Origin of the sequence: Colwellia psychrerythraea, assembly GCF_000764185.1 — a bacterium.
GTDB lineage: Bacteria > Pseudomonadota > Gammaproteobacteria > Enterobacterales > Alteromonadaceae > Colwellia > Colwellia psychrerythraea_B.
The window spans coordinates 226541-240112 of the sequence record NZ_JQEC01000057.1; the positions used below are offsets into that span (position 1 = coordinate 226541).

Sequence of the window (13572 nt, forward strand, 5' to 3'; positions counted from 1 at the left end):
TCTTTGTTGATAAATGTTAACTAAAGTTTTTATGAAAATTTTAACTAATTATTACGTTTTAACACTATACATCCTTTAAAAAGAGTGTAATTATAACGGTACAAATCGCGTATTTAAATCTTTACGATTTCTTGTTTTTGTTTTTGGTTGAGCTGAAACCCTTATTTTAAGCTGTTCTCCTGCCTTTAATTTCACATGTTTAATCTGTTTATTTAGCTAGCGTAAACACACTTTAGAGCTCCACATTGTGGAAAAAGAAACAAATAAAGGATAAAACCATGTCAACAGCCAAGCAATTATCAGCAGTACCAACTAGCTCGAATGACATTCATGTGAATGCAGAACATGTATTAATCACCCCTGAAGCAATACGTGCTGAATTACCACTTTCTGAAAAAGGTCGTGAATTTGTCCAGCAATCACGTAAAACTATTTCAGATATTATTCACAAACGTGATCCGCGTTTGTTAGTTATTTCAGGCCCTTGCTCTGTGCATGATGTTGAAGCGGCAAAAGATTACGCTCGTCAGCTAAAAGCATTGCACAATAAACATAAAGGTTCGTTATTTGTGGTTATGCGTGTTTACTTTGAAAAGCCGCGTACTACCGTGGGTTGGAAAGGTTTAATAAACGACCCTCATATGGATGGCACGTTTGATGTGGAAACAGGTTTGAGAAAAGCTCGTGAACTTATTCTTTACTTAACAGAGCTAGGTTTACCATTAGCAACTGAAGCGCTTGACCCTATTAGCCCACAATACCTTGCTGAAGTCTTTAGTTGGTCTGCGATTGGTGCGCGTACTACCGAATCTCAAACTCATCGTGAAATGGCCAGTGGTTTATCTATGCCAATTGGTTTTAAAAACGGTACCAACGGTAGTTTAGGTGTGGCAGTAAATGCATTACAATCGGCCGCTTCACCACATCACTTTATGGGGATAAATCGTCAAGGGCAGGTTGCCTTGATTCAAACACGTGGCAACCCAGATGGTCATGTAATTTTACGTGGAGGCGCTGCGCCTAACTATGATGCACAAAGCATCGCTGAGTGTGAACAAGTTTTAACTAAACAAGGCCTTGATGCTGGTATTATTGTTGATTGTAGCCATGGTAACTCGAACAAAGATTACACTCGTCAACCATTGGTTGCTCAAGATGTTATTGAGCAAATTTGTGCGGGTAATAAATCGATTATTGGTATAATGTTAGAAAGTAATATCAATGCGGGAAATCAAAGTAGCGATTTAGCGAAAGAAGATTTAGCTTACGGTGTATCAGTTACCGACGCTTGTATCGATTTTGCCGAAACAGAGCAGCTATTAGCCGATGCTGATGCTCAACTTTCGGGATGTTTAAGCTCACGCATTGCTTAACTATTTTCTGCCTATAATATGTAGGTAAACTATTTAAACGCGGCTAATGTCGCGTTTTCTATTTTAAAAGCTTGAGCAATAATATTATAAAAAATGCATTAAAAGATGCATTAAATAGTGTGTTTTAGATAATCAGATAAAGATAAGCAGTTCTATATAAGAGATAGCAATGACCAATTCAGATCCTGACTTTGATAAAAAGTTAACCAGTTTACGTGATGAAATTGATGAGATTGACAGTGATTTAGTCAAACTCTTACAAAGGCGATTAAGCGTTACCAGTAAAGTAGGACAATTAAAAAGTAGTGTAGGTAAACCTATTTACGATGGCAAACGTGAAGCGAGTTTGTTTGCTAAAAGACGTTTGCAAGCAAGTGACGCCGGTTTATCTCCTGATCTAATTGAAGATGTTTTACGCCGCTTAATGCGTGATTCGTATGTTAGCCAAGATGCCAGTGGTTATCGCTGTGTGAACCCCGAGTGTAAAAAGGTTGTTGTAGTTGGCGGTAAAGGCCAGTTAGGCGCTGTTTTTGTTGATTTATTTAAACGCTCAGATTACCAAGTCGATATTATTGAACAGAACGATTGGCCACATAGTGAAGCTATTTTAGCTGATGCGAGTGTAGTCATTGTTGCTGTGCCAATTCGACTCACCTCTATGGTTATTCATCACCTTAATAACTTACCAAAAGAGTGCATTCTTGCTGATTTAACCAGTATCAAAGAGTCGCCTTTATTTGAAATGAAAAAGGCGCATGCAGGTCCCGTTGTTGGTTTACATCCAATGTTTGGCCCAGATGTAACCGGGTTAATTAAACAAACTATAATTAGCTGTGAAGGTCGATTTCCTGAACAATATCAATGGTTACTTGAGCAGTTTACAGTGTGGGGTGCTAAAATTTATCCGGTTGAAGCCCATGAACATGATGAAGCCATGTCGATGGTGCAAGTAATGCGTCATTTCTCGACTATTGCTTACGGGTATCATTTGATGAGTGAAGGTGCAGATATTGAAAAATTGGTGGCAATGAGCTCACCTATTTATCGATTAGAGTTGGTTATGGTAGGCCGATTATTTGCTCAAGACCCCACCCTATATGCCGATATTATTTTTGCTAACAAAGAGAACGTTAGCATGATGAAACGGTTTGCCTACCGATTTTTAGAACTACTTGAAGATGTCAGCCTTGATGATAAAGATGCCTTTGTTGATGTCTTTAACCTTGTTTCTGACTGGTTTGGTGATTATGCCGGTGACTTCCTTGAAGAAAGTAAGTCTATGTTATTAAAGGCTAATGAGCTGAAAAAGCATTAAGTCCACGTACCTTAAAGACGGCTCGAACTGAAAACTTAATTTCACGCTAGTACTCATGCTTATAAAAGTACTCGCGTGAAATGCACCTCTTTTTTTACGAATCCAATCTTTAGTTTAAGGCTGAATTTTCTTGCAGTTGTTTGGCGAGTAAATCAATAAAACTTCTCACTTTAGCTGAGGAGAACTTATCTTCTCTATGTACTATATTAATGGGTTTAGCGGGATGCTCAAATGTTTCTAAGACAACTTTTAGTTGGTTATCCTTAAGCTCATCGGCAACTTGATATGAAATAACCCGCGTAATACCTAAACCCTGTTTTGCGGCATTAATTGCCGCTTGATTTGTAGTCACGATTAATCTAGGTTTTATTTTCACCGTTTGGCTTTGTTTGTTAACCAAGAATTGCCAATCAGGATTAAGGCTACCTGTATTGGCGGCGATAAGAGTATGTTGTGCTAGTTGCTGACAATCTTGAGGAATACCATGTTTGTTTAAGTATTCCGGCGAAGCAACCAAGACTAACCTAACATTACCAACTTTTTTAGCGCGCATGCTTGAGTCAACTAATTCACCAATACGAATGCCAACGTCATATCCCTCTTCGAGTAAATTAACCACTCTATCTAAGAATACGGCATTTACTTGTGTCTGCGGATATCGAGTTAAATAGTCGGTGATGGCTGGTAATACAAACTGCTGGCCAAAAAGCACTGGCGCAGTGACACTCAGTTTTCCTTGCGGTGTTGAATTAATGCCTAATGCAGCTTCGTTGGCAATGCTTACGTCTTGCAGAATCCTTTTGGCATCCTCTAAATAACGTGTGCCAGCTTCAGTCATCCGAACATAGCGAGTGGTTCTATTGAGCAGTTTAACTTTTAGCTTGTCTTCTAAATGCACAATAGCTCGAGTAACCGTGGGCGCCGACATATTAAGACGCCTACTGGCGGCAGAAAATCCTTGTTCTTCAGCAACGGCAATATAGACCTTCATTAAATGAAATAGATCCATTGTATTTTTACCTACTCATTGTTTCATAAATTGAAATAATTAATTGTAAATCATGCCTATTCTTAATTAAACCGTTTTGTTTCACAATAACTTCATCGCTGGTTAACAGCATTAACCTTTAGTTGAGTAAATAACACAACTAGCGAAAAATTTATTTACACAAACATAAAAGTAAGGAATAAAAATGAGCCGTATTAATTTAGTAACCCCTGAGCAAGCAAACCCAGAGCAAGCAGAGCTTTATAGCGCGATAACAAGCCAACTTGGCATGGTGCCAAATTTTTTAAAAGTTTTTGCTAATTCACCTGCAGCTTTAAAAGCATTTTTAGGTTTGCATACTATCGCGAACGAAGGAGAGTTAACTGCTAAAACTAAAGAACGTATTGCTTTAGGCTTAGCTGAGAAAAATGCCTGTGAATATTGCGTTTCTGCCCATACTGCAATTGGCAAAGGTGTCGGTCTAACCGCAGATGAAATGACTGCAAATAGAGCTGGTGGTAGTCAAGATGCACAAGCGGCAGTCGCGGTTAAATTTGCTCGCTCGTTAGCTGAGCACAACGGCGAAGTAACAACGGCTGAGTTACTAGAGATTCGTAATGCTGGTTATTCAGATGCGGAGATTGTTGAAATTATTACTCATGTTGGCATGAGTATAATGACTAATATTTTGGGTAAAGCGAGTCGTGTTGCTATCGATTTCCCTAAAGTGGCATTGCAACCAGCATAAAGTCTTAAGCAGTCCAAATGAATAGGCCGTTGATTTGGACTCGTTTAGCAATTGTTTGCATCATACGTTAAACAAGTTATTAGAAAATAAAATTAGCAGAAAAGACATTAGTGAAGTCTAGAGATCTTTTAGGAGTCAAACAATGGCACATAAATATGCGCAACTAGTATTTACTGAAACAGTAAGAGCAATGCAGAAAGAGCAAAATAGCCGAGCAGGTTATGCCAGCATGGATCAAGGAGAAGATTACAACTTTCTTCTCTCCAATGTTGAAGCAGACTTTATTGGCCAGCGCGATAGCTTATATATGGCCAGTGTTAGTGAAACCGATTGGCCCTATGTTCAGCATCGCGGCGGCCCTAAAGGTTTCTTAAAAGTGCTTGATGCTTCGACACTAGGTTTCGCTGACTATAAAGGTAACCGTCAATATGTCAGTGCTGGTAACTTTCGCAATAATGATCGTGTAGCGCTTATCTTTGTTGACTATCCAAATAAACGTCGCTTAAAATTGATGGGGAGAATTAGCCTAGTAGCAGAAGATGATTGGCAAACTCTTGCTAGTCTTGAGGATGATCATTACCGAGCCAAAGTAGAGCGTGGATTTACTATAAAAGTAGAGGCGTTTGATTGGAATTGCCCACAACATATCACCCCTAGATATAGTGAAAGTGAGCTTGAGTCATTAATTGCGCCACTGACCAATGAGATAGGCGAGTTAAAAGAACACTTGAAAGAAAAGCTACAGCCAGAGTCAACTTTACAGAGCTATCCGCAAACATCAGGCGAGGGGGAATTACCGCTAGTTATTAGTGGCATCAGACAACTGACTCCTCGTATTAGAGCGATTGAACTCAAACATGCAAACGGAGATGCACTACCTGCTTTTGCAGCTGGAGCACATTTGTCGATCCCTGTGGTATTAGAAGATGGCAAGCTCACCCACCGACATTATTCAATTTGCTCAAATCCGAGCAGAAGCAACAGTTATGAAATTGCAGTGCTAAATGAGCCAAACCAAGAACAAATTAGACAAAGTGGCTCTGCGGTTATCCATCAACATTTCACCCTTGGGCTTCGATTAGATTGTTCAATGCCGGGAAACTACTTTCACCTGGAGCAGTCAACGGCTCCTATTGTTTTGATCGCTGGTGGTATTGGCATTACACCTATTAAAGCGATGGCCTTAACGTTAATTAGTCAGGGAGGTGAGTTTTCATTGCATTATTGTGGTCGTTCAATTGATGAAATGGCTTTTAGCGATAGGTTAACAAGACAAATAGGCAATAAATTAACTTTATACGCAGCTGATGAAGGCAATAAACTGAATATAAAGAAACTCTTAACAACCTCGCCAAAAGAGGCTCACTTTTACTTTTGTGGTCCACAAAAATTAATAGACCAGATACTTAGTACCGCACAAGCGCTGGGCATTGCCAAGAGCCAATTACATTTTGAGCGTTTTGTCAGTAATCAAGATATTACTGCACAACCTTTTACCGTGAAACTTAATAGTTCACAAAAAAAAATTACGGTTTCAGTCCAAGAGTCTATTTTAGATGCTGTTTTAGCACAAGGTATTGATGTGCCTTATAGCTGCAAAAGCGGGGCGTGTAGAGCATGCGTGGTTACTGTTGTTAAAGGCGATGTCATTCATAAAGATGAATGCCTAACCGAAGCTGATAAATCGAATAAATTAATGTGCCTATGCGTTTCTAGAGCAGCGCAAGACACCTTAGAACTAGAGCTTTAAAATAAGGAAAGTTTATGAGCACGAACCCGACCCCAAAGATAAGCCTCGAACAAGAAAAAATTCGCTTGCCAGTGCCATCATTCACTTTGATTACCGCACAAGAAAAAGTAAGAAAGGCAGAAGATGGTTGGAATAGCCAAGATCCAGTTAATACCAATTCCACTAAGTTTCTTCCCACTCAGCGACAGTTAAAAGTCTTAGAGGCAAGGCATTGATTGTGGATAATGGTTATTCCCTTATCAAAATCAATAACGCAGCATCTAAGCCTTTTAAACTCGCCCTTCGGGAGCTTTCCAGCGGTTAGATAACCGCACAGAATTTCTTTCATATAGAGTGACTATATGCAAAAAAATTATATTTGTTCTCAAACCGTTGGCAAGCTCTGAGTGGGAACTAACTTAATGGACTTGGTATGAGGTAGCAACCGCCTACAGTTTACAAAGTGTTTGGCGCAATAGAGATACTTTTTTACAAGGTAGGTCTGCCATTGTTAAATTTTTAACTGAAAAGTGGCAACGAGAACAGGAGTATCGTTTGATTAAGGAGTTATGGGCTTTTGATGACAGTACGTTTTGCTTATGAATGGTTAGATACCCAAGGGCATGGTATCGCTCCTATGGTAATGAAAACTGGCAATTTAACGACAAAGGACTGATGGTTGAACGTCATGCCAGTATAAATGACCTTAAAATTACAGAACAAGAGCGCAAGTTACATTGCCCTCAAGGCAGACGACCGGCAGATCATGCAAGTTTAACCGAACTCGGTCTATAAAACATATTACAGCGGGCACTAAACTTTATCTAAATCACTTTGCACCATAGGCTGATGTGGGTATTTTGTCATATTAAAGTTGATGATGACACTCTATTTATAGGGCGTTATAGCCATCATATCCATACGATAACATTGCAAATTCTGCTATATAAGCTATAAAAATATATGCAATCGTTATATTGGTTAAAATAATTAACTCAGATATAAATTTGTCGATTGATAACTTCCTTATAGTTAGCAGTGAGTAATTTCATTTATGAAAAAACACTTTAAGTTATTGTTATTTATTACTTTGTTGTTCATTCCGACAGTGAGGGGTGTTGCTGCTGAGCAAGATTTAACATCCGTCATTATTGTTACTGGCAGTTACCCACCAGCCATCAATGAGGCTGATGAGGATAAAGGTTACGTATCTCGACTCGTTGCCGATGCTTTTGCATTAGAGGGAATTAAAACTAAATTTACTTTTGTGCCCTGGGCTAGAGGCTTGCGAATGATAAGGTTGGGCCATGAAGCTTGTATTATGTATTACGCAAAAACCCCTGATAGAATTAAATCATTTATTTTTAGTGAGCCACTATTTGAAGAAGAGTGGCTTTTTTTTCACTTAAAAAGCACCCCTGTTAAGTGGCAAGAACTAACTGACTTATCTCGTTATATCATTGGGGCCACACTAAGCTACACCTATAGTGAGGAATTTCATAAGTTGGCTGATCAACAAGAATTAAGTGTGCACTGGGTTGCCAGAGATGAACAAAACTGGAAAATGCTAATGGGAGGTAGAATTGATATATTTCCTAGTGTAAAAACCGGTTGGTATCAATTGCGGCAGCTTTATAGTGAAGCAGCAATTAAGCAGGTTACCACACATTCTAAACCACTCAAAACACAGTTAAACTATTTACTCTGTTCTAAAGACCATCCTAATGCCGAGTACTTCAGAGACAAGTTTAACCAAGGGTTTACCAAGTTAAAAAAATTGCGTCCCATTTCTTATTATATTCCTGATACTAACAGCAAAACATGGCCTGTTGAAATTAATTAATCAGTTAGATCATAAGCCATAAAAGCTATAGGTTTTTGGCAAATATATAATTTTATTGCGAGGTAATTAGGTCTATATTATGAAAAAATCAACAATAATTTTACTACCCTTATGCTTTTCTCAGGCATGTTTTTCTGCTGAGCAAGAAGAATTGATCAACAAAGTAAAGCAACTTGAAATAGAAATACAGCAATTAAAAAAAGCAGTACATGCAGTTGATAAAAGTACTGCGGCTAACAAAGTCGTTGAAAAAGAAGATGCTGGCATTACTTTGGGGGGGGCTGTGCGTTTTCAATATGTATATGAAGATTACAATGATAATAATAGCAGTCGAGGAGGCGACCTAGACTTTGATATATTTCGTCTTGATTTAAATGGCGAAGTTGGCGGGGTGATATTGTCGGCGCAATATCGTTGGTTTCAATATATGAATGTTATTCATCACGCCTGGGTTGGCTACGATTTTGATGAGCAATGGCAAGGGCAAATAGGCATAACTCGCGTACCATTTGGTAATTTAAATTATAACTCTCACAACTACTTTTTTAGCAGTAATTATTATGTAGGTTTAGAAGATGATTACGATGCCGGTATTAAGTTTATTAGAAAAAATGATAAACATGACTTACGGATTGCCTTTTTCTTCACCGATGAAATGGGCGGTATAGACGGTTACGTAGATAACAGAAGCGATAGGTATTCCTATGATATTGTTGGCGTTCGCGCAGCGGATGAAGGAATTTATGATCAACCTAATCTAGAAGCTGCTGAACACAATACTTTGAGTTTACGTTATGCCTATCAGTTAGATAACGTTGAACTGGGTTTTTCTTGGTTATCAGGAGATATACGAGGTGCTACTTCATCGATTGGTGATAGAACGGCTTTTGCTGTTCATACTGATGCGCAATTTAATCGCTGGAATGTAAAGCTGCAATATACTGATTATCATTATGACTTTGATAGTTATTCGCCACAAATAGCCGTTGGAGCTTACAGCTTTTATGATTCTATTCCGAGCGAAGCTAAGCTTTATACCTTTAATGTTGCCTATTTACAGCCGGTTAAATTCGGCCCTATCACATCCTTAAATTTCTATAATAACTACAACATGATGACGGATAAATCAGGCAACTTTAATAATGACACTATTATGAATGTCTTAGGCATAGCTATTTCTGCAGGCGGGCTTTATACCTATGTCGATTTAGTCAGAGCACAGAACCAACCATTCGTTGGCGGCACTATGGCCGGTGATAGTGATGACTGGCAAACTAGGTTTAATATTAACTTTGGTTATTACTTTTAGAGTGTTGTTAAGTGAATTTAAAGTTGTTTAAAGGAAAGGGTTAAACTTATGAATATCCGAGTGAAAATACAACTTAGCGTGCTGTCTGCCGTCGTTATTCCTGGTATTGTTATTTCTGTAATATTAGCCATGTTTGTTACAGATAAAGCTTATGAGCAATTTTATGATGTCTCTGAACGAGAAATCAGACAAGTTGAAAATGGCATGAAAATATTTTTTACAGGCATAGAGGATAACGTCAAGTACTTGATTAATCATCCTAAGATTATTTCAGCTAATAAAGGTATCACCAGTTATAAATCGAATGCCAACAGCGTGTTAATGACACCAGCAAAAAATGGCGGTTTAGAGTCTGCAATTTTTTCCATGTTTGAAAACTTTGGTGATAGCCATAAAAACCTTGCTTATGTTTATTTTGCCAACAGTGAAGGTGGTTATTTGCAATGGCCCGCAGGGAATATTGGCGCTAACTATGATCCAAGAGAAAGGCCTTTTTACCAGACTGCGATGGAAAATAGTGGTGAAATCACTCGAACCAGTGCCTACTATTTTGCCTCAGACGATGCCTCCATTATAAGTACCGTAGCTACGGTTAATGATGCCAACGGAAGTGTTATAGGTGTGCAAGGTATGGATGTAAGTTTAAAAGGCTTAACTGAAATTGTCAGGAAGATTAAATTGGGTGAGCAAGGTTATATTATGCTGCTGCAAGATGATGGCACTATTTTAGTCGATCCAAATAATACTGAAAACACCTTTAAAAATATTAATTCTCTTGCTGAAGAGGGTTTTAAAGAAATAGCGAAACAAGATTCAGGTCAACTGAGTATATTATTAGGTGATGTTGATTATGAAGTAAATATCATCACCTCAGCTGCCCTTGGTTGGAAGTTTGTGGGCTTTGTTCCAAAAAATGAAATATTGATGATGAGCAATGCCATCATTACCCGAATGATGGTGATTGAAATTATTATGTTAATCATCTTTATTGTCGCTTCTTGGCAGGTAGCTAAATTAATTACTGACCCCATCATACATATTAAAGACAACTTGAGAGATATTGCCTCGGGTGACGGTGATTTAACTACCCGAATTAACGTTGGTAGCCAGAAAGATGAAACGGCAGAGTTAGCGTGTTCCTTTAATGACTTTGTTGAGAAAATTCGCGACCTGGTTATCGAAGTAAAGAGTAATGCTGATAGTGTTAATCAATTGTCTAGCCATGTGGCACAAGCGAGTGAATCGTTAGCTACAACAACTGAGCAGCAAAATACGCAATCACATACTATGGCTGCGGCGTTACATGAAGTATCTACTACCTCTGCACAAATATCAGCGACGGTGAAAGGTGCAGAAGATTTAGCTGAAAATTCAAAATTAGAAGTGATAGCTGGTGGCAAAACCATCTCAGAATCTATCGAATTAATGAGTAGTGTCGCCGAGGACATGACCTCGCTAAAAGCGACTTTAAATAACTTACAAAACTCTTCTGAAAAAATTAACGAAATAATTAAACTTATCACGGGCATTGCCGATCAAACCAATTTATTAGCATTAAATGCCGCCATTGAGTCGGCAAGGGCAGGAGAGGCCGGTCGTGGGTTCTCAGTGGTTGCTGATGAAGTAAGAGAGTTGTCAGGTAGAACAACCAGTGCAGCGACGCAAGTTGGTGAACTTATTCAAACGGTGCAATTACAATCGAACGAATCATATGAGCATATCACTTTGTTAAATTCAAAAATTCAAAAGAGTGTTGAGAAAGGGCAAGAGTCTCTCGATTTGCTGAAAAACATTACCACTTCAAGTGAAAAAATTGCCAGTGAAACCTCACTAGTCGCCACCTCTATTGAAGAAGAGTCTAGTGCGATTGAAGAGATAAATCAGAATATCCAGCATATGTCGACAGCGATTGATGAAAGTACTAAGAGTATCAGTGATATCAAAGGCATCACAGATAACCTTGATAACCAAGCTGAACAATTACAACAAATTGTCGAAAAATTTAAAACCTAAGTCCTATCCGTTGGAGTCAGGTATTAAATAAATTAACTGCTGTAAAAATTATCGCTAAGCAGTTATTGAGTTAGCGCTAACTAATGAACTAAATTTTCCAGTCCTTCATATAAGAAAAGCGCAGAGTTGCTTAACATAACTCTGCGCTTTTCTATTTTATTAGTAATTATAATTAATTGTTATATTAAAATAACCTTACCAAATTTTTACACGTTGCTTAGGATTTAAGTAAAGTTTATCACCTTCTTTCACATCAAAAAGTTGATAAAATTCAGGTACATTACGTACAACACCATTGACTCGGTACATCGCAGGTGAATGTGGGTCAGTACTTATTTGATGTTTTAACGCTTTTTCGCGATATTTTTTGCTCCAGCTTTGCGCATAACCTAAGAACACACGTTGCTCACCAGAAAAATCATCAATCACTGGTGCAGTTTTACCCGCTAATGACATCTTATACGCCATTAGTGAAATGCTTAATCCGCCAAGGTCACCAATGTTCTCACCTAAGGTGAAAGTACCATTAACATGGACATCTTTAAGGGGTTCAAACTCATCGTATTGTGCCACTAACTTAGCCGTTCTGTTTTTAAACTCTGCTTTATCAGCATCGGTCCACCAGTTACGCAATACACCATTACCGTCAAAAGCACTGCCAGCATCATCAAAACCATGACCAATTTCATGGCCAATAACTGCGCCAATAGCACCATAGTTAACGGCATCTTCAGCATTCAAGTTGAAATATGGTGGTTGTAATATTGCTGCAGGAAACACTATTTCGTTTAATGGTGGATTGTAATAAGCATTAACTGTTTGTGGTGTCATTGCCCATTCATGCTTTTGCACCGGACCATTTTGTTTATCTAAACCTTGTTGATAAACTACTAAAGCTGAACGCTTTAAGTTCCCAAATAAGTCATCTTTTTTTATGGTTAAGGCAGAGTAATCCTTCCAGACGTCAGGGTAGCCAATTTTAGGGGTAAACTTAGAAAGCTTATCTAATGCTTGTTTTTTGGTTTCTGGTGTCATCCAATCAAGGTTTTCAATGCTAACTTTATAGGCTTTTGTCAAGTTAGTTACTAACTCTTCCATACGCGCCTTTGCTTGCGGTGGAAAATGTTTTTTAACATATACTTTACCTACAACTTCGCCAATATTTTGATTGACAATATTAACACCACGGCGCCACATTGGTTGCTGAGTTTTTACCCCGCGCATAGTTTTGCCATAAAACTCAAAGTTTTGTTGATCAAGGGCTTGGTTCAATCTAGTCGCGGTACTATTAACAACGCCCCACTTTAAGTAAACATGCCAGGTATATATTGGTGTGTCTTTGATGATGTCATTTAGCGCTTTCATGTAGTCCATTTGCGTAACTACAACGCCATCAATATCACTAATGCCAGATTGGGCCAAAAATCCATCCCAGTTAAAATCAGGCATTATTTCAGTTAGGTTAGCTGTTGGTATTTTATTATAAAGGGCAACCATATCGCGGGTTTGCTCTTTTTTCATCTGCTGGTTTGCCAGCTTAGTTTCTAAGTCAAAGATATCTTTAGCTGCTGCAGCTGGATTAGCTAAACCAGCGAGGGTTAGCATTTTTTCTATATGCAGAAGGTAACTTACTCTAAGCTCTTTTGAAATATCGTCTGTTAAAGAGTAATACTCCCTATCGGGTAAACCTAAACCTGATTGCCAGGTGTAGCGCATATATGAGCTTGGATCTTTAAAATCGACATATTGACCAAGATTAAAAGGAATGGAATAACCGAGTTTATTTGCTACTGCAAAATGTATTGCCAACTCTTCATAGTTGGTAATAGCATCTATTTGGCTAAATTCATGATGAATAGGGGTTAAACCAATTTCATTACGGGTATCCCAGTCGATATAAGATTGATATAAGTCACCAACCTTTTGCTCATTAGAGCCTCGCGGAAAATCACCACTAGAAGCTGCTTCGATAATGGCTCTAACATCACTTTGAGATTGCTCGTGCACCATAGTGCCAATGCCATAAGATGACTTGTCAGCTGGAATTTCGGTTTTTTTTATCCAGTTACCATTAGCATAAAGATTGAAGTCATCACCCGGTTTTACCGTGGCGTCTATCGAACTAATATCAAGGCCGGAAATAAGAACCGGCCTGCTATTTTCATCATTTTCGGCGTTTAAGCTATTACTGTTATTACACCCCATTAACCCTATGAGCACGGTTAAAGATACTAATGTCTTTTTCATCGTAACG

At 38.4% G+C, this 13572-nt stretch carries 10 protein-coding genes and 1 pseudogene; 9 read left to right on the forward strand and 2 right to left on the reverse strand.

The genetic code is table 11. The features are described 5' to 3' along the window. Positions 1 to 278: 278 nt before the first annotated feature. Together GAB14E_RS03140 and tyrA are read left to right on the forward strand one after the other, a co-directional pair. Positions 279 to 1373: a 3-deoxy-7-phosphoheptulonate synthase gene (locus tag GAB14E_RS03140; protein WP_052094025.1), complete on the forward strand. Its 1095-nt coding sequence runs from the start codon at positions 279 to 281 to the stop codon at positions 1371 to 1373. Between the two features lie 169 nt (positions 1374 to 1542). Beyond that, on the forward strand, positions 1543 to 2688 hold the full coding sequence (tyrA, locus tag GAB14E_RS03135) for a bifunctional chorismate mutase/prephenate dehydrogenase (protein ID WP_033084051.1): 1146 nt from the start codon (positions 1543 to 1545) through the stop codon (positions 2686 to 2688). Between the two features lie 109 nt (positions 2689 to 2797). Here tyrA and GAB14E_RS03130 read toward each other — a convergent pair whose 3' ends face one another. Further along, the gene (locus GAB14E_RS03130; RefSeq protein ID WP_197061240.1) at positions 2798 to 3697 is read right to left on the reverse strand and encodes a LysR family transcriptional regulator; all 900 of its coding nucleotides are present in this window, start codon (positions 3695 to 3697) and stop codon (positions 2798 to 2800) included. Positions 3698 to 3881: 184 nt separating this feature from the next. Between GAB14E_RS03130 and GAB14E_RS03125 the strand changes: the two genes are divergently transcribed. The 7 genes and pseudogenes from GAB14E_RS03125 (at position 3882) to GAB14E_RS03100 (ending at position 11318) form a co-directional block, all read left to right on the forward strand. Continuing rightward, positions 3882 to 4424 (forward strand): carboxymuconolactone decarboxylase family protein, encoded by a 543-nt coding sequence (locus tag GAB14E_RS03125; protein ID WP_033084052.1) that lies wholly within the window; start codon positions 3882 to 3884, stop codon positions 4422 to 4424. 142 nt (positions 4425 to 4566) lie between these two features. Then, positions 4567 to 6174: a 2Fe-2S iron-sulfur cluster-binding protein gene (locus GAB14E_RS03120; protein ID WP_033084053.1), complete on the forward strand. Its 1608-nt coding sequence runs from the start codon at positions 4567 to 4569 to the stop codon at positions 6172 to 6174. Between the two features lie 14 nt (positions 6175 to 6188). Continuing rightward, complete coding sequence (locus tag GAB14E_RS03115) at positions 6189 to 6389, forward strand: DUF1348 family protein (protein ID WP_033084054.1); 201 nt, start codon at positions 6189 to 6191, stop codon at positions 6387 to 6389. Positions 6390 to 6600: 211 nt separating this feature from the next. Then, positions 6601 to 6948: pseudogene (locus GAB14E_RS24605) on the forward strand (DUF1348 family protein); the annotation flags it as partial. Positions 6949 to 7207: 259 nt separating this feature from the next. Then, the gene (locus GAB14E_RS03110; protein WP_033084055.1) at positions 7208 to 7996 is read left to right on the forward strand and encodes a substrate-binding periplasmic protein; all 789 of its coding nucleotides are present in this window, start codon (positions 7208 to 7210) and stop codon (positions 7994 to 7996) included. 79 nt (positions 7997 to 8075) lie between these two features. Continuing rightward, positions 8076 to 9305, forward strand: a complete 1230-nt coding sequence (locus tag GAB14E_RS03105) for a porin family protein (protein ID WP_033084056.1) — start codon at positions 8076 to 8078, stop codon at positions 9303 to 9305. 48 nt (positions 9306 to 9353) lie between these two features. Beyond that, a complete protein-coding gene (locus GAB14E_RS03100; RefSeq protein ID WP_033084057.1) occupies positions 9354 to 11318 on the forward strand; it encodes a methyl-accepting chemotaxis protein in 1965 nt (654 codons plus the stop codon). Positions 11319 to 11513: 195 nt separating this feature from the next. Here the strand turns inward: GAB14E_RS03100 and GAB14E_RS03095 are convergent, their stop codons facing one another. Then, the gene (locus tag GAB14E_RS03095; protein ID WP_033084058.1) at positions 11514 to 13565 is read right to left on the reverse strand and encodes a M13 family metallopeptidase; all 2052 of its coding nucleotides are present in this window, start codon (positions 13563 to 13565) and stop codon (positions 11514 to 11516) included. Positions 13566 to 13572 lie beyond the last annotated feature (7 nt).

What these genes read in the sequence shown, in the direction of transcription:
- GAB14E_RS03120 (WP_033084053.1), top strand. Translation starts at nt 4,567, where the DNA reads ATGGCACATAAATATGCGCAACTAGTATTTACTGAAACAGTAAGAGCA.
- GAB14E_RS03105 (WP_033084056.1), top strand. Translation starts at nt 8,076, where the DNA reads ATGAAAAAATCAACAATAATTTTACTACCCTTATGCTTTTCTCAGGCA.
- GAB14E_RS03095 (WP_033084058.1), bottom strand. Translation starts at nt 13,565, where the DNA reads ATGAAAAAGACATTAGTATCTTTAACCGTGCTCATAGGGTTAATGGGG.
- tyrA (WP_033084051.1), top strand. Translation starts at nt 1,543, where the DNA reads ATGACCAATTCAGATCCTGACTTTGATAAAAAGTTAACCAGTTTACGT.
- GAB14E_RS03125 (WP_033084052.1), top strand. Translation starts at nt 3,882, where the DNA reads ATGAGCCGTATTAATTTAGTAACCCCTGAGCAAGCAAACCCAGAGCAA.
- GAB14E_RS03110 (WP_033084055.1), top strand. Translation starts at nt 7,208, where the DNA reads ATGAAAAAACACTTTAAGTTATTGTTATTTATTACTTTGTTGTTCATT.
- GAB14E_RS03100 (WP_033084057.1), top strand. Translation starts at nt 9,354, where the DNA reads ATGAATATCCGAGTGAAAATACAACTTAGCGTGCTGTCTGCCGTCGTT.
- GAB14E_RS03115 (WP_033084054.1), top strand. Translation starts at nt 6,189, where the DNA reads ATGAGCACGAACCCGACCCCAAAGATAAGCCTCGAACAAGAAAAAATT.
- GAB14E_RS03140 (WP_052094025.1), top strand. Translation starts at nt 279, where the DNA reads ATGTCAACAGCCAAGCAATTATCAGCAGTACCAACTAGCTCGAATGAC.
- GAB14E_RS03130 (WP_197061240.1), bottom strand. Translation starts at nt 3,697, where the DNA reads ATGGATCTATTTCATTTAATGAAGGTCTATATTGCCGTTGCTGAAGAA.